The sequence below is a fragment of the Neobacillus sp. BP17 genome (assembly GCF_059579525.1).
This window is the reverse complement of sequence record NZ_CM184198.1, coordinates 2,203,876-2,221,261: the sequence shown is the minus strand read 5'-3', so window position 1 is coordinate 2,221,261 and position 17,386 is coordinate 2,203,876. Positions and strand designations below refer to the sequence as shown.

General features: G+C 38.2%; 17 protein-coding genes. 2 read left to right on the top strand and 15 right to left on the bottom strand.

From position 1 onward, the window contains the following. Window positions 1-4: 4 nt before the first annotated feature. Together splB and AC4QJR_RS10660 are read right to left on the bottom strand one after the other, a co-directional pair. Entirely contained in the window at window positions 5-1,033 is a 1,029-nt protein-coding gene (splB, locus tag AC4QJR_RS10665) for a spore photoproduct lyase (RefSeq protein ID WP_496526144.1), read from the bottom strand. Further along, window positions 1,026-1,274: a transcriptional regulator SplA domain-containing protein gene (locus AC4QJR_RS10660; protein ID WP_251460523.1), complete on the bottom strand. Its 249-nt coding sequence runs from the start codon at window positions 1,272-1,274 to the stop codon at window positions 1,026-1,028. Before AC4QJR_RS10660 ends, splB begins: the two co-directional genes overlap by 8 nt. Window positions 1,275-1,464: 190 nt before the next feature. On the opposite strand from AC4QJR_RS10660, the gene AC4QJR_RS10655 reads away from it, so the two are divergent. Beyond that, entirely contained in the window at window positions 1,465-1,800 is a 336-nt protein-coding gene (locus AC4QJR_RS10655) for a hypothetical protein (RefSeq protein ID WP_496526143.1), read from the top strand. Between the two features lie 63 nt (window positions 1,801-1,863). Here AC4QJR_RS10655 and brnQ read toward each other — a convergent pair whose 3' ends face one another. The 3 genes from brnQ to AC4QJR_RS10640 all read right to left on the bottom strand — a co-directional run bounded on the left by brnQ (window position 1,864) and on the right by AC4QJR_RS10640 (window position 5,434). After that, window positions 1,864-3,177, bottom strand: a complete 1,314-nt coding sequence (brnQ, locus tag AC4QJR_RS10650; RefSeq protein WP_496526142.1) for a branched-chain amino acid transport system II carrier protein — start codon at window positions 3,175-3,177, stop codon at window positions 1,864-1,866. Between the two features lie 133 nt (window positions 3,178-3,310). Further along, the gene (locus AC4QJR_RS10645; RefSeq protein ID WP_496526141.1) at window positions 3,311-4,522 is read right to left on the bottom strand and encodes a GNAT family N-acetyltransferase; all 1,212 of its coding nucleotides are present in this window, start codon (window positions 4,520-4,522) and stop codon (window positions 3,311-3,313) included. 141 nt (window positions 4,523-4,663) lie between these two features. Further along, window positions 4,664-5,434, bottom strand: coding sequence for a L,D-transpeptidase family protein (locus AC4QJR_RS10640; RefSeq protein ID WP_496526140.1), 771 nt, complete (start codon window positions 5,432-5,434; stop codon window positions 4,664-4,666). A gap of 43 nt (window positions 5,435-5,477) precedes the next feature. On the opposite strand from AC4QJR_RS10640, the gene AC4QJR_RS10635 reads away from it, so the two are divergent. Then, window positions 5,478-5,810: a YczF family membrane protein gene (locus tag AC4QJR_RS10635; protein ID WP_496526139.1), complete on the top strand. Its 333-nt coding sequence runs from the start codon at window positions 5,478-5,480 to the stop codon at window positions 5,808-5,810. Between the two features lie 2 nt (window positions 5,811-5,812). Here AC4QJR_RS10635 and AC4QJR_RS10630 read toward each other — a convergent pair whose 3' ends face one another. From AC4QJR_RS10630 to AC4QJR_RS10585, 10 genes are all read right to left on the bottom strand, one after another. Next, a complete protein-coding gene (locus tag AC4QJR_RS10630) occupies window positions 5,813-6,913 on the bottom strand; it encodes a GerAB/ArcD/ProY family transporter (RefSeq protein WP_496526138.1) in 1,101 nt (366 codons plus the stop codon). Between the two features lie 17 nt (window positions 6,914-6,930). Further along, window positions 6,931-8,115, bottom strand: coding sequence for a Ger(x)C family spore germination protein (locus AC4QJR_RS10625; RefSeq protein ID WP_496526137.1), 1,185 nt, complete (start codon window positions 8,113-8,115; stop codon window positions 6,931-6,933). Between the two features lies 1 nt (window position 8,116). Continuing rightward, complete coding sequence (locus AC4QJR_RS10620; RefSeq protein ID WP_496526136.1) at window positions 8,117-9,649, bottom strand: spore germination protein; 1,533 nt, start codon at window positions 9,647-9,649, stop codon at window positions 8,117-8,119. 456 nt (window positions 9,650-10,105) lie between these two features. Continuing rightward, on the bottom strand, window positions 10,106-10,954 hold the full coding sequence (gene kynA / locus AC4QJR_RS10615) for a tryptophan 2,3-dioxygenase (protein ID WP_496526135.1): 849 nt from the start codon (window positions 10,952-10,954) through the stop codon (window positions 10,106-10,108). A 44-nt stretch (window positions 10,955-10,998) separates the two neighbouring features. Next, window positions 10,999-12,411, bottom strand: a complete 1,413-nt coding sequence (locus AC4QJR_RS10610; protein WP_496526134.1) for an amino acid permease — start codon at window positions 12,409-12,411, stop codon at window positions 10,999-11,001. Window positions 12,412-12,434: 23 nt separating this feature from the next. Beyond that, entirely contained in the window at window positions 12,435-13,706 is a 1,272-nt protein-coding gene (gene kynU / locus AC4QJR_RS10605) for a kynureninase (protein WP_496526133.1), read from the bottom strand. A gap of 54 nt (window positions 13,707-13,760) precedes the next feature. Further along, entirely contained in the window at window positions 13,761-14,549 is a 789-nt protein-coding gene (locus AC4QJR_RS10600) for a 2-keto-4-pentenoate hydratase (RefSeq protein WP_496526132.1), read from the bottom strand. A gap of 44 nt (window positions 14,550-14,593) precedes the next feature. Beyond that, a complete protein-coding gene (locus AC4QJR_RS10595) occupies window positions 14,594-15,373 on the bottom strand; it encodes a 2-keto-4-pentenoate hydratase (RefSeq protein WP_496526131.1) in 780 nt (259 codons plus the stop codon). A 69-nt stretch (window positions 15,374-15,442) separates the two neighbouring features. Next, window positions 15,443-16,909: an aldehyde dehydrogenase gene (locus AC4QJR_RS10590; protein WP_496526130.1), complete on the bottom strand. Its 1,467-nt coding sequence runs from the start codon at window positions 16,907-16,909 to the stop codon at window positions 15,443-15,445. Further along, the gene (locus AC4QJR_RS10585; protein WP_496526129.1) at window positions 16,902-17,378 is read right to left on the bottom strand and encodes a RidA family protein; all 477 of its coding nucleotides are present in this window, start codon (window positions 17,376-17,378) and stop codon (window positions 16,902-16,904) included. The genes AC4QJR_RS10590 and AC4QJR_RS10585 overlap by 8 nt, the downstream gene beginning before the upstream one ends. Window positions 17,379-17,386: the final 8 nt, after the last annotated feature.

Sequence of the window (17,386 nt, the reverse complement as noted above, 5' to 3'; positions counted from 1 at the left end):
TTTTCTATGTGAAATATTCTATTTTTGCCTGCGGGAAATAGGTGTTAATATATCCACCTAATGTATCCTTTATATCTTCTTGTTCTTCATTGGTATAGACAAATTTACCGATACCGTAACGCCCCCATTTCCATTTCCTCTTTGTCTCATCAAGTTCTAGTTTTGTCATCGGATAATTTTTTTGAATGACACGCTTCGCTGGTTTTGTAAACCGATGCTGAATCATTTCAAAGGTTAAATCTTTTTTAGCAGACTCCGGCAATTCAGCTTCCAGCTTTTCTAACATTTCTTTATACCCTTCTTTCCACCCTTCATGCAGATAAATCGGAGCTATAATGAAGCCTAACGGAAACCCGGCTCCGGCAATCTTTCCTGCAGCTTCGATTCGTTCTGGCAGTCTCGATGTACCTGGTTCAAAATTCTTAATGATATAATCATCGTTTACACTAAAGCGAAAGCGGGTTTTCCCATTATGCTTTGCATCAAGTAAATGATCTACATGGGCGAATTTAGTTACAAAACGAAGTTTACCATATTCCGATTGTCCAAAAAACTCAATGGCTTTTTTTAATGTATGAGTAAGATGGTCTACACCAACAATATCTGATGTACAGGATGCTTCGAACCTAGTAGGTTCTGGCGCACGTTCTTTCATATAATTATCAGCAGCTTCGAAGATATCTTCCAGGTTCACATAGGTTCGAATATAGGGTTTACTTCCCATCGTTGTCTGTAAGTAACAATAATGACAATGTCCCATACAGCCGGTTACAAATGGAATTGCGTATTCTGCAGAAGGTTTAGACGTATCAAACTTTAACGTTTTACGAACTCCTACCACCAGCGTCGATTTTGCGTTCCGATATTTTTGAAAATCATTATCACCAGGTAAATTTCGAATTTGATTATGTGATGTTGTTTCCCTAATTTCAATCCCCATATTCTCAAATTTTGCTATTAATTCTTTGCCAAGCGGGTACTCAAGTGCGCTTGGCTCAACATAGACGAGCTGCGGAACAAAGGGTTTAACCATAATACCCCTCCATCTCTGTTAATCCAAACGCATCTTGATAGGCATATTCAGCTTCCTCCGCAGATGAGTAAACCGCCACTTCCTCTGTTAGAGGATAATACGTTTCGTAAACAAACAGAGAAAGTTCATCCGGGTTCTCAGGATTCTGAACAACCGCTGCTTGTTGAACATTTGCCACATCTTGAGCATGTGGATTCCGAATGATAATATAGACTACTTGTCCTGGTTGATATGAAGTCATTTATTCACCTAATCCTTTCAAAGCTAAGTTTTTACTATTGATATTATTCTCCAGAGAAGATTTTTAAGTGGCATGAAATATTTCCATTTAAATTATGGAACAACCAGTTTGGTTGCAGTAGTATAACTATTGTCAAATTAGGGAAATGTAAATTTACGTTTGTATAATTACTATCTAGGGGATGCTGCTAATGGCAATTTTTGTATATCAGACATTTGAGATTAAGCAAGATAAATTTAAAGAAGGTATTGAAAATTTAAAGGAAATTAAGATATTCCGGAATGAAAATTATGATCATAATGTTGATATTTTAACACCTGTTTCCGGTGAAGATCATACATACGCCCTTCTTAGCAAATATGAAGGCCTGGCTGAGATGGAATTACAAAACAAAAAGATGTTTGAGGATGAAGAATATTTAAAACTGATAGGTGACTTTTTTCTCCAAAATATTGTTCAAGGCAGTATGTATACCCAAATTTATCGAGCCCTAACTGAGAAAAAAACAGACAAGAAACAATCCTAGTTTTCTAAGATTTAATTATGTTAAAAAACACGACTGAATTTAGCCGTGTTTTTTATTTGCAGTTCAAGCTTCCATTGGTTCTTTAGTAAATAATCCAAGTAAATATCCAATTATTAAACCGATTAGGGAAGGAATTATCCATCCAATGCCTTCGGAATAGAAAGGAAGGATTTCAAATGCCCCACTCCATTTATTAGCAAGGAACGTTTTATTAATTGTATCAATAATACTAAAAAGAGCAACAAAGCTAACAACCGTGATATAAATCCGACGGGATTTCTTAATTAAATCATCAAAAAGACCTAATAAAATAATCACGATGGCAATAGGGTAGATCATGCCTAGTATCGGAACGGAAATTTTTAAGATTTGCGTTAATCCTAAGTTCGCAATGGCAGTACTAAGAACTGCTAAAATCATAACCCATATTTTATAATTTATTTTTGGAATAGCATTTGCGAAAAACTGACTGCAGGAAGTGACTAAACCAATGGATACACAAAAACAGGCAATAGTAAAAACCAACCCTAAAATAAAGGTCCCACTTTGACCAAACAAGTGTGTCATTACATTCGCCAATATTTGTGCTCCATTTTCTGTTTTTCCTAAAGATGCGCTTGCAGCCCCTAAGTATCCTAAGATCAGGTAAATAACAGTTAGCAGCATACCTGCACCTAATCCGGCGTACATCATATATATAGATCTTTTTTTGTCATCGACAACACCTTGTGCTTTTAATGTGTTGGCAATTACAATACCAAATGCCAAAGCCGCTAGTGCATCCATTGTTAAATAACCATCTAAAAACCCTTGAAAGACAGGATTGGAAATATAATTATCTTTTGGTGTTTCAAATGAACCAATTGGATCAATTAAGCTTTTAACAAAAATAATGGCGATAAGAACTAGCAGAATGGGAGTCAATAACTTCCCAAAAAGGTCAATTAGTTTAGAAGGATACATACATAACCACGCGACTAATCCAAAGAAAACAATGCTATATACAAGCAATGACATTGGACTTTCGACCAAATTTTCGGATAAAAAAGGAGCTAATCCCATTTCAAATGCCAGACTGCCTGCTCGAGGAATCGCCAATCCAGGTCCGATTGCTATATAGATGAGAAATGGAAAGATAAAAGCAAAAAAAGGATGAACTCGTTGGTTAAGTTCGTTAAAGCTTCCTGCCTTGGCTACGGCAACAACTCCTAAAATAGGCAGTCCAACTGCTGAAATAATAAAACCAGCAAGAGCTGTCCAAAGATGGTCCCCGGCTGACTGCCCCAAAAATGGCGGAAAGATTAGGTTTCCAGCCCCGAAAAACATTGAAAATAACATAAAACTAATAAAGACAATTTGTTTAGCTGAAAAATTCATTCATAAACTCCTTTGCAAAAAATATTATTCCATAATAATAAACTAAATTTACTCCTTAATGGTATATAAATTTCAAACTTCTCATAATTTAAAAATTCCTCTTCCGTTCTAGAAAGAGGAAAATAACTATATTTTAAAAATAATCGGAGAAATATGGTGTCTCTCGTTCGATTAAATTCTCTAATATCTCCACCGTTAGTTCATTACAAGATAGGCGGCCAATTGCTGCCAAATAAGACGGACGTTTGTATCCGAGCAGCATCGTTGTTAATGTCTGAATAGTAATCGTTACATCTGGCTGTCCCTCGCTAGGCACCAATTCCCCCTTACCTACAGAAGACACTTGCAGCGAATATATGCCCTGGTTCCATTCTAGGATTGGATCATCCACCTTAATCCTCATATGAATTTCAGTCCCTAGGGCTCTAAATGGAAATTGTTCGATGAACTGTCTGACATCAACAATTCGCGCCATGAAATAGGGAGCAATTGTTTCTTTAATATCCCCGTCCTCTAACCAAAAAGCCAGTGGATCATTGGTAAAAATATTCCCAACAACTTTAGTCACCATGGAGAAATGGGCACTGATAAAATTCCAAAGTCCGTTTCGAGCTTCTTCATTGATATAGATCATTTCTTTTACATGCAGTACATCATGAGAAATCCAGTACAGCAAATACCCTTGTGGCTGATGAGAACGATCATAATAAACTGCGGCCGTTAATTCATCCAGTTCCCATCTCCAGAATTCTTCCCAAGCTAAGTTGTTTCGTCTCATGGCGACATGACGTGTGCTAGAAAACAGCTCGTAAACGGTTTTTATATCTGAATGCTCTGTATTTAGCCGATCGACGTAACCTGAAACTTTCTTTACTTTGGGTAATTGATAGTCTTTGATTTCAAAAGTCATTTTATCAGAAATAATCTCCCATCCCCTTTTACGATAAAAAGGCAATGAATAGGGATATAAATAACAAATTGATTGTTTTCTTTCTTTCATATCAGCAAGTGCCTGCCAAATTAACTTATTCATCAATCCTAAATTCGCATATTCAGGATAGGTACCAACCCCTGTTAGGCCTCCCATCTCAAAGGTTCTACCATAAATATTCACTTGAAATGGGTAAACCGCAATTTGGGATATCAGTTTTTCACCATCAAACCAACCTAACACATCAGCCTGTTCCAGAACTGGCAGTTTTGCTAATGCTATTTCACGCTCCTCCCACCCCACCGTCTGTAAGTCTTTTTTAGTTACTTGGAAAACATAACGTAATAATTCATTGAACTGCCGCCAATGTTTTGGTTCCACTTTTTCCATCTTGAGCCTGTCCAGTCGACTCATACCCATTCCCTCCAGCAAATTTCAGTTATACTCTATGTTCATATAATTTGAGAAAATTTATGTAAACTTTTCCGAAAAAAACTGTATCGATAAAAAAAGAGTGCTCAATAATTTGAGCAACTCCAAAGCAAATCTTTATTATTACTTTATTCCAAGAGCTTTTTTGGTTGCTGGACCAACAATCCCATCCGCTGTTAATTTACGCGCTTTTTGAAATTTGCGCACGGCAGTATCGGTGTTTGCTCCAAAGACACCATCTACACCCTTTGTACTATATCCAAGGGACGTCAACTTACGCTGAAGTTCTTGAACAGCTGGACCCCGACTGCCTTTCTTAAGGATTTCTCCAGTGGTACTAACAGGAACCGATGGTGCACTAGACCCACCCTTCACTTTATATCCATTGGCTGATGCAATCGCATTGAATGATTTCCCAGAAGAAGTAATAATCACTGGGGTGCCAGTTGGAACTTGACTATACAGCCATTCGACTTCGTTATCGTACATCCGAATACACCCGCTGCTAACATATCCTCCAATAGAGCTTGGGTTGTTGTTTCCATGTATCGCATAGGTTGTTCCCCAAGTCCCCCGAGCATTTAATCCTAGCCAGCGATTCCCGAGAGGATTGCGAGGATCTCCACCTGGAATATGGCCCTTATAGTAAGGCCGATTCTTAATCTTAACTACAATCTTGAACTTTCCTTCTGGCGTATACGATTTCTTTCTCCCAGTTCCAACTTTAAACTGCTTCTTAAACACACCGTTTTCATAGTACGCAAGCCGATTGATACTCTTGTTAATAATAATCAATTTTCCACTAGAAGCAGCTGAACTTGTCGGGACCCCCACAAAAAAACTAGACAACATAAAAAAGGCAAATATAAAAAATACTAACCACTTTCTGGGCAACCTAACCCCTCCTATACGACATAAATACTAATCCGTGTATCCTATGTCGGAAGGGCATGTCCACATTACAATTTTGTTAAAGATATTACAATTTGGGCTAAACTTACTATATATACAAATAATAAGAAAAAAATTCGGGGTGATACGCTTGAAGAAATTGTTATTTATAATCTTACTTTTATTTTCCCTTGTAATGGGTGTTAGTATAATAATTGATTTGCTTCAAGGTCTTAGTATATATGAGACGTTAAATTTGTTTAAAAAAATAAAACAAAAGATGACGGGTGAAGAAGTTATTCTGATTATTTTATCCCTCTTGCCACTTGTTTTTACAAAGATCAACAAATCTAGTAATAATAAAAAGAAGAATGCTTAATATTAGGCAGATACTGGCTTTAACTTTCTTTTAATTAAGGCAATTATCAATAAAAATACTGGGATTATTATTTGCATAGGAATATGCAAATAGTAAGGTACAATTTTTAATCCTTCGTTAATGTGCGCTATATAATTTGGTGCCATAACGACTGAGCTAATCAAAATAATGATTCCCATTGGATAGATTAATTTTTTTGGCTGTTTGATCTTAAACAAATCTATTGTCCCAATAAACGCACAGAAGAAAAAAACAGTTATTTTGACAAATCCTAATAGGACCATACTAATGATCACCACTGTATCGAGCCTTTGAACAAATTCAGCAATGTTAATGTAACTTACAGCCGTTAGGATAGGAAAGGCAGACCGGGAAGCAATATCGGCTCCGGTAATGGCGATATTCAAAAGGCTAAATAATAGAAGGCATAAACCACTCAAAACTATAGCTATTATACCCGCTTTTTTAGCCTTTTCTTGTTTATTTAAGTATGGAAGAAGCATGGTGAACGTAATCATTTCCCCGAAAGGGAAAGTTATAGTAGTCGGAAAGGATTTAATTATTGGATGCCAACCGTGTTCTAATATTGGACGGAGATTATGTAATTTTATTATTCCACTAGCCATTTCAAATAATATAATCAGGAGAAGCATGAACACGATGATGAAAAGGCAAAGCTCCGATATGCGAATAAATACTTCAATCCCTTTGAAAACTGCATACATTACACAAACCATCATGATGATTCCAAGTGTCAATAGTGTTGCGTGTCGATATGCTGCAATTACCAATAGTTCCTCGAAATCGCGCAAAACCCTAGAAGCGATGTAAATAAAATATGTTACATACATTAACCCAAATAGCCAGCCTAAATAACGCCCCAGAATTTTTTGAAGGTAACTGGTCATTGGTAAGGTAGGATACATCGTATATAATTTTGTGAAAATAAGATAAAGAATACAGCCTGAAGCAATTCCAAATAGAATCGTAATCCAAGCATCCTGCCTCGCTTCACCAGCCATCCCCACAAGAATTGCACTTCCTAATTCAAATAAAAAGATGACACAAAAAAACTGAAACCCATTGACCTTAACTTTCTCCATCTCTTTTCCCTCCTAGATCAATAAGGATAAGGCTTAATTCGCATTCCTGTCCCTTCAATATTCATATTCACCTGGACATTTACCTTCGCTTGTGAAAATAATTTATTCCATTGCTGCTTGGATTTCCTCCATTTTTCGGGATGAGTGTTGCGTAAAATTTCCCCAAAGCCGAACACATCACTCTCCAACTTCTGTGCCACAATAATTCCATCCTTTATCTCTTTTTCCAGTTCTAGTTCACTTTTACGCTCGTATTCTTTTATTACTTCACGTTTACTTATATCCTTGTTACATAGCAATTCAGAAAGAGTACCGAAACCATTCACCTGAATTGTAATGACTGCTTGACTGTTTTGCATATTAACTTTTGACTTACTTTTCAAGTGATTCACGAGTAAATTGTTATAGCGCTTCTCGTCACAATGAATTCTCAAACTGCTATTTTGTATATTATTTTTGATAATTTGAAGCGACTTTGTCTTTTTTCCATCGATCCATCCAACTAATTTCCCTTTTCTAAATACAGCAATTCCATTGAGAAATACGAAGGTCTTTTGCATACTTTCTATGTTTTTCTTGCTAGCACCATTTTTGGGATTACCCTTTATGGATATCCCACTTATTGTTGGTTCTGAACCTGCGTTAGTTAAATTCTCAATAATATCGTAAATTTTAATCTCACCATATTCCCCTAGGACTTTTGAGGCATTCTTTACCTTGCTTACAAGTGTCCGAACAGGAATTTTATCAATAGAAGAAAGTATATCCATTGTCGTTTTTATGTCAGCATTACGGGTAATTAATACAGGTACATTGACACGTACTCCTGCATCCCGCTCAAATACATCAAAAATAAAGTTCAAACTCTCCTTTTTTGCCAGTTTCTCACCAATGAGAACTAACTGAATATGCGAATAAATATTTTTCCGTGGAAAAATATTTGAGGCATTACCAGCCGCTTCAGAAAGTGTTTTACCTCTGCTTTGGTAGTTAACTACTGGCGTACCGCCGGAACCCGTCCCTCTTGCAGCATTTTCACTTGGATTAACTACTTGGTAGGTGACTTCGTACACATCTTTTTCAGGGATATAATCAATCCCTATTCCGAGGACAATCGCTATTTCATTTAATTCCGTATAATTTGAACATCCCGTGAGTCCGACTAATAAGAATATAATCAAGAACGATATTTTAGTTCTCATTCTATTCTCCTTCATTCCTTTTCCCTATCCTTACTTTATTATTTTTTTTTGCAGGCGTTGGTCTGTTTATTAAGTTTGGTAAAGCAAAACGAAATAGGACGTCCTTTTGCTCCTTTAGATTGAATGGTGCTATAGGAGATAGATATGGAACTCCAAATGAGCGTAACGAGCACAAATGCATCCCTATAATAAGGGAAGCAGCTAACACACCATATAGCCCGGCGTATGAGGCAACGATCAATAATAAAAAACGAAGAGAGCGAGCAGCGATTCCAAGATTATAGTTTGGCAGTGCGAAACTAGCGATGGCTGTTACAGAAACGATAATAACCATAGCTGCAGATACAAAGCCTGCATCTACAGCCGCTTGTCCAAGGATAAGCGCTCCTACAATCGAAAGAGCTGATCCAACTGCTCTAGGCATTCTAATACCTGCTTCTCTTAGAACTTCAAAGGTAATCTCCATGATAAAAGCTTCCACAATGGCAGGAAAAGGAATAGCCTCTCGTTGGGCAGCAATACTGACAAGTAATACAGTAGGAACAAGGGCCTGATGGTGTGTAATCATCGCTACATATACAGCCGGTGCATATAAGGCTAAGAAAAATGCCCCCAACCGTAAAATCCTTAAAACACTGCCTATATATTGATTCTGATAATAATCCTCTGGAGATTGGAAGAGTTGGGTAAAGGTAACTGGGACAATCAGAACGTAAGGAGTGCCAGTCATAAAAATGGCCACGCGTCCTTCGAGTAAATTTCCAACCACTGCATCCGGGCGCTCTGTATTTTGAATCGTTGGAAAGGGAGTTTTTGGTTCGTCTTGAATAAAGCCTTCAATATAGGCTGATTCAATAATGCCGTCTATTTTTATTTTCTCAAGACGATTCTTCACTTCTTTTACAATTGACTCGTCTGCAATGTCCTTGATGTACATGATTTCAACTGCAGTTTGTGTCACATCACCAATTACCATCGAGTCCAGTCGTAAATTGGGACTTTGGATACGGGATCTGACGAGTGAGGTGTTGGTTCTAAGGTTTTCTGTAAAACTGTCTTTTGGTCCGCGAATGACAGTTTGTGTGGTTGGTTCCACAATTCCACGTGATTCAATTTCTTTAGTATCAAGGATCAGTGCACTCGTATCACCATCTATTAAAATCACTGTGCCACCAGAAACAATCGCTGAGAGGATATCTTTAAATGTGTTTTTTTCCTTAATATTTGTAACTGCGATTACCTGTTGTAATTCATCTTTTATTGTTCTAGAAGCTGGATCAAACTTGTTTGATAATATAGGTTCTATGACATGCTCGTCAATTTTAGGTGTATTTGAAATCCCATCAATATGAATGACTGCAAAGGCAAACGGATTTTCTTCATGCTTGATCATACGAACAATCAAATCGGAGCAATCGCCTAAATCCGCTTTAATTTGTCCTACATTCTCAATCAAATTTTTGTTTAATAGGTCATCGGAGGAAGTAGTATTCCCTGAGCTTTTTTGCGGTTTTAGACTAGCTTTTTTCCACATAGGTATTCTCTCTTCCTCCTCTTTCCTCAGATTCTTTTATATTTACCAAAATACACTAATTTATGTAATATGTACCCCATCATATTAAAACCAAAAAAACCGCATACCTCGTAAAATACAAAGGTCTGCGGTAAATTAATAAGTAATCTTATATTTCTATGTCCATCGAAAGTATAATAAGTTCCTTCTAGAACATTTCTTTTACTTTTTCCTAAGTAGGTAGATTCTAAGATTTCCACCAGTTACCACTGAACCAGGTTTTTCCCTCTTCAAGGGCTTCTACTAGTTACCGGTGATCCCTTTTTTCTGCCTTCACGGGCATCATACGCTTTATATGGTTACTATTGAACCAATTTTCCTTCCTGACTGGAACTAGAAACACCGATTAATCTAATAAAAAAACCGCAAACCTAATAACAAGGTTTGCGGCCAATTGTACCTTATAAGCTATTCAATTTAAAGCTTCGTTCTTAAACTCCAAAGCTCTGGGAAAAATTGTTGGTCTAGTGCTCGTTTTAAATAAGACACTCCAGACGACCCGCCAGTCCCCTGCTTATGACCAATGATTCTTTCTACTGTACTCATATGATTAAAGCGCCATAATTGCTGTTGGTTGCCGATATCGACTAACTTCTCTGCCAATTCGTACAGGTCCCAGTATTGATCCACATTCCGATAGACAGTTAGCCATGCTTCTTCTACACTCTCATTTGGTTCATAGTTTTTTGACAAATCCCGATGTCGAACCTCATGGTCAATAGGTAGTCCACGTGCAACTAGGGCATTTATCGCAGCATCATAAATACTTGGCTGATGCAGGGCCGCTTGCATTTTTTCATATAGCTCTGTTTGATGTTGATAGACTGCTAGTGTATGAGCATTTTTGTTTCCTAAAGCAAATTCAATCAAACGATTCTGATAAGATTGGAATCCTGATGATTGACCCAATTTATCCCTAAACTCCAAGTATTCTGAAGGTGTCAGCGTCGAAAGAACACTCCATGACTGAATCAATTGCTGCTGTATCCTCGAAACACGTGACAGGATCTTGAATGACGGTTCTAAATCATTGTTTTGTATATATTCAATTGCGGCTGTCAATTCATGAATGATTAATTTCATCCATAATTCACTAGCTTGATGGATAACAATAAATAACATTTCATCATGGTGATCAGATACCCGATGCTGACTAGTTAAGATCTTATCAAGTTGAAGATAATCTCCGTAAGACATAGATTTTTGAAAATCAGTTTGAATCGTTTTCTCTAGACCGTTGTTCGTGTTTTTTTCTTGTGAGTTCATGGTATTAGTCCTCCATCATTCTAATGTAGTTATATTTTTAGGAATTAATTTACCTTTTTGTTTAAAATTGCTTCAGACTCATTCTTTTTAGGGTTGATTCTTCTTTTAAAAATAAAATAGGCTGCCGTTAAAAATAATAACCATGGAACACCGAATTGAAGCATGATTTTAAAACCTGTAAACCATGTGGTGATCATTAAACTGAGCAGAAGAATTGCTCCTAAAAGCGTCAAATAAGGAAATCCTGGCATTTTAACTGGCAATTTCCGTCCTCCTGATTTTTCCCACTTTCTTCTGAAAAATAAATGAGAAACAAACACCATAAACCATGTAAAAATGGCACCAAACATAGATATTCCCATCATAAAGGCATATGACGAGTCAGGTAATAAGGCATTGACTGCTGCAGCAAGAAATATTCCCAAAGTAGAAACGGTAAGAGCACTTAACGGTACTCCTTTTTTGCTTAATTTACCTAAAAAGGCTGGTGCATAATTTCCCCGTGATAATGAAAACATCATTCGCGTAGAAGCATAAAGCTGACTGTTCATTGCTGACAATGCAGCGGTTAAAATAATAAAATTCATAATTCCACTTGCACCCGGAATATTTAAAAGTTCCATCACTTTAACAAACGGACTTTCTTCAACTCCAGCTGATTTCCACGGAACAATCATTAACATAATGCCAATAGTAATAATATAAAATGTCGATAAACGGAAGACGGTTGCTTTCAAAGCTTTTGGTACCGCAACATCTGGATCCTTGGCTTCTCCAGCAGTAACGGCGATCAATTCCGTACCTAAAAAGCTAAATAGAGAAATAAAGATAGCGACCCACATTCCCCACATGCCGAACGGTAAGAAACCACCTTCATTAACGAAGTTCTCAGGTCCCATTTCCGGCTTAGCCGACCCTCCTATGAAAACATATGCTCCAAGGAGAATGAATCCAACGATGGCACTAATTTTGATCATAGAAAACCAATATTCAAATGTTGCAAAAGTATTGACACTTGTTGCATTTACATAAATTAGGACAGCGGCGAACAATAAAATCCAGACAAACCCAGGGACACCTGGAAACCAATATTTCATATATACTGCAATGGCACTTACTTCTACTCCAACAGCAAGAACATTTGCAATCCAATACGAATAGCGGACCAGATAACCTGCGAACGGGCTTATATACTTCTCAGATATGGTTCCAAACGACCCTGAAGTTGGATGGGCCACCGTCATTTCTGATAAACATCCCATTAAAAGTAAGACAATGAAGGCACCAATCGCGTAACTGATTAATACACTTGGGCCAGCAGTACTGATTGCAAGACCGCTGCCAAGGAAAAGACCTGTTCCAATCGCACAACCCATCGCAATCATAGTCAGTTGACTGGTTTTTAATTCACGCTTTAATCCTGATCCATTTCCGTTATTAAAATTATTATTCGCCATATATTTCCTCCTCGACCCTTTAGTTAAGCAACGACTTCACGTTCATTTTTAAACTTTTCATATTGCTTTTCATTCATAATCTTCTTAAGAATCTGGACAACTTCCCAAACATCCGTATATGAGGTATAAAGCGCGACAGGAGCAAGACGAATGATGTTTGGAGCACGGAAATCTGGAATGATCCCATTTTCTTTCAACGCTTTACAAATTCGTGCTGCCTCTATATGCTCTAAGCTTACATGACCCCCACGGCGGAAATCCTCAACTGGGTTTCCAATTGTAAATCCCATGCCTGCTGCCTCTTGATCCAGTAGGTCCATTAATAATTGATTAATCTTTAATGACTTAGCACGAATATTTTCAATTCCTGCTTCTGCAAAAATCTCCAATGCGCCTAGTAACGGAGCAAGACTCAATACATGTGGTGTCCCAATTTGATAGGCTCCTGCGGAATCAGCCGGTGTTAGTGTGTGCTCCATATCAAATTGTTTCTCTTTTTTCGAACCGAACCAGCCAGCCAAACCTGGGGCTGTACCAAAATGTTTAGAATTCACATATAAACCGCCCACACTTCCAGGACCGCCATTTAAATGTTTGTAATTGCACCAATAGGCAAAATCAACCCCCCATTCACTAAACGAATGCGGAATCGCTCCAATCGAATGACACCCATCAAAACCAATTAGTATTCCTCTCTTATTGGCCTCTGCTGTTAGACGTTTCATATCTAATATTTGGCCGCTTCGATATAGGACTGTCGGCAAAATGATCAGTGCAATCTCATCTGTCATTGCATTAATAATATCTTCTTCCTCTAAAAAGCGTCCATCACGGCTTTTTACACGTACAAGATGTGTCTCTGGATCCAACCCATGAATGCGAAGTTGGCTTTGCAGTGCATAGATATCTGAAGGAAAAGTTAATTCATCAGCCAAAATTTTTGTCCTTGTACCTTCTGGCTTATAAAAAGTAGCAACTAACTGATGCAAATTGACCGTTGTGGAACCTGTTACAATTACTTCATTAGCTGAAGCACCTACTAATGGAGCAAGCATCTCTCCTAGTTTTTCCGATAAAAAAAACCAAGGGTGTTTCCCATTTGTCCAGCCGTCAATCCCATGCTCTTTCCAATCATTTAATGACTCCAACAGCGTCCGCTCTGCTCTTTTCGATAAAAGGCCCAATGAATTCCCATCCATATAGATGGAATTCGGTTTTATGTAAAATTCTTCTCTAAATCTATTAAGGCTATCTTCTCTGTCTAATTGTTTTGCATATTCTAAAGTTATATGCATATGTATCTCCTCCAATCTTCCACACCATGTTATATAAATTATGAAGCAGTCTGATTATTTGCTAGTAAAAGAAACACTGCCTAGTTCCGCAAATTGTGCCAAAATGGTATCACCTGGTTGAAAGCTAATTGCTTCTGTAATAGCACCACTAAGAATGATATCACCTTTCTTTAATCCCCGATCAGTTTCGCCGAGCTTATTTACAGCCCAAGCAACGGCAGCAGCTGGATCTCCTAATACAGCAGCACTGCTTCCCGTTGTTGCAACCTGTGAATTCTTAGACATATACACACCAATTTCTTTCAGGTTTAAAGCATCCGGCGATACCCATTTGCTGCCTACAATAAATTTTGCGGAAGAACAGTTATCCGCAATGACATCTACTAGTGTAAACTTGAAATCTAAATAACGGCTATCAATAATCTCGATTGCTGGTGCGACATATTTCGTCACCTTTAGAATATCCTCAGTTGTAACACTAGTTCCTTGGATATCTTCATTAATCAAGAAAGCAATTTCGGGTTCTGCCTTAGGATGAATAAAACTGCTAAATGGAACGGGTTCCCATTCAGGTACAAGCATATCATCCATTAAATAACCGTAGATAGCTTCATGGACACCCATCATCTCCTGCTTTGCCTTACTTGTTAAACCTAGTTTTACACCAATTCGGCGAAGCCCCTTCTGTTCTTTTTGCTCAATTAATTTTTGTTGTATTTCATAGGCTTGCTCAAATGATAGTGTCGGATAACTAGTGGTAATTTTTTCGACTTCCAGCTTGTTCTTTTCTGCAGCTAATAGGTAGTTTACGATTTCTTGTTCTGTTCCTTGCAACAGCGACATAATGGTACCTCCACTTTTAATATTTTTATTCGAGAAAAACTCACTTACTCAAATGTTACAGATACAGTTCCTAATGGACCAAAATCTGCACCAATCATGTCACCTTGGTTTACTGCAATGGCACCAGAAAGTGCACCAGGAAGAATTAACTCACCTGCTTTAAGAGTAATCCCAAATTCATGTAATTTATTGGCTAACCATGCGACTGCTTGTGCGGGGTGTCCAAGAGCGGCCGCTCCTGATCCTGTAGCCATAAGCACATCATTTTTATAAAGTACCATTCCTTGGGTTCGCAAATCAATGCCTTCTATAGGACTCATTTTTTTCCCAACTACTACTCTCGCAGACGAGCCATTATCTGCTACCGTATCAACCAATTTAATTTTCCAGTCAGAAATACGACTGTCAATAATTTCGATGGTAGGAACTACATATTTGGTAGCCATTAACACATCTAGATAATTCACATTTGGACCAACCAAGTCATGTTCCAAAATAAAACCAATTTCTGCTTCAACCTTCGGGCTGATAAAATCAGCAATTTTCACTGTTGCTTCATCTGCTATTTTCATAGTATCTAACAGGTGGCCGTAATCAGGCTCATCCACGCCCAGCATTTGCTGCATTGCAATACTGGTTAGCCCAACCTTTTTCCCAATTACTTTATGTCCTTCTATTAACTTTTTATCGATGACTGCGAGTTGAATTTGATAGGCATCGCCTACAGTTAGTTCCGAATAGCGCTCCGTTAGTGGTGAGACAGAATATTGATGACTTTCTGCATTGATTAATTCATTCGCAATTACCTCTACTAATATTTCCATTTCCTCCTCCACCTTCCTTTTCAATATTCATAGTTAAAAAGTGGCCTTCAAGCCACCTTTTACTTTATTTTATAATTTCATTGTAATTGTTTTGGCCTCTGTGTAAAATTCAAAACTATGACGACCGCCTTCACGACCAATTCCGCTCGCCTTTGAACCACCAAATGGTGTTCTTAAATCACGATAATACCAGCAATTGATCCAGAATAAGCCTGATTCGATTTGAGAGGCTACCCGATGAGCACGTCTTAAATCATTTGACCAAACGACACCCGCTAAACCATAAATCGAATCGTTAGCAATTTGAATCGCTTCTTCTTCCGTTTTAAATGGAATGACGACTAATACTGGGCCAAAGATTTCTTCCTGTGCGACTCTCATTTTGTTATTTACATCATAGAGCACGGTTGGCTCGTAAAAGTTCCCTTCTGACAATCCAGCCACACGCTTACCGCCTACAGCAAGTTTCGCCCCTTCAGAAAGTCCAATTTGGACATAATTATCAACAGTTTCTAAATGACCTTTAGAAATCAGTGCGCCCATATCGGTCTTTTCATCCAATGGATCGCCCACTCTAATGTTCTTTGCTGCTGCAACAAATTTTTCAAGGAATTTATCATAAACCGATTCTTGCACTAGTAATCGAGAACCAGCTAAACAGATTTCCCCTTGATTTCTAAAAATCGCTTCTATGGAGCCCGCTACCGCTTCATCTAAGTCTGCATCCTCAAAGACGATATTGGCAGATTTGCCGCCCAATTCTAATGATACGGGAATTAGTTGTGATGCTGCATTTCTCATTACCGTTTTACCAGTAGAACTTTCCCCGACAAAGGAAATTCTGCGAACGTATGGATGAGTGGTCATTGCCGTTCCCACTGTTCCACCTGGACCTGTCAGTATATTCAACACGCCCGGTGGTAATCCTGCTTCGTTGGCAATTTCACCTAACATGACTGCACTTAGTGGCGTATAGGATGCTGGTTTAACAATCACGGTATTACCAGCCGCTAACGCAGCGGAAGCTTTCCATGTCATTTGCATGAATGGTAAATTCCATGGAATGATTAAGCTTGTGACACCGGCTGGAGCGTATTTGGTATAGCTCATATGCTTGGATTGTTCGTAATGCTCATGATTCATGTATTTTGCCATTTCTGCAAAGAATCTTAAGTTTGACGCTGCGCGAGGGATATCAAAATCTCTGCTTTCTCTTATCGGCTTCCCTACATCCAATGTTTCAATTAATGCTAATTCCCCGACTCGTTCCATAACAAGATCCGCCATTCGGCAAAGAATCTTTGCTCTTTCTTCAACTGGCATTTTACTCCAAATACCACTATCATAGGTGCGCTTGGCAATCTGTATTGCTCTTTCAACATCTTGCTCACTAGCACTAGCAACTTCGGCTAATTTTTGATTTGTGGCTGGATTAAGTGTGTCAAAAGTTTCCCCTGAAATAGCGCTTACATATTCTCCATTGATAAATAACTTGGCATTGTTAATTTGTATTTGTTTTTCTATGACCTTACTCACCAATTTCACCTTCCCAAACTTCTACAATCATCTCGACCTCGACTGCATTATTGTGTGGCAGTTGTGCCATACCTATTGCTGATCTCGCATGCCTTCCCTTTTCACCAAACACTTCCACCAACAAATCGGATGATCCATTCATTACTTTTGGATGGTCTTTAAAATCAGTAGTGCTGTTGACCATACCCAGGATTTTGACAATCCGTTTCACTTTGCTAAGGTCGCCAAGTTCATTCTTGATTACTGCTAATAGATTAAGCATACATTGTCTTGCCGCTTGGTAGCCTACTTCTATCGATACATCGTCACCAAGTTTTCCTCGGTATTCATCAGTACCCTGACCTGATGTGAAAATTAGATTCCCTGTCCGTACACAGCTAACATAATTACCTGATGCAGGGCGGAGAGCCGGCAGCTTTATTCCTAGTTCCTCTAATCTTTCTTCTGGAGTCATCACTTTGTCTGTCATTTTTTCAT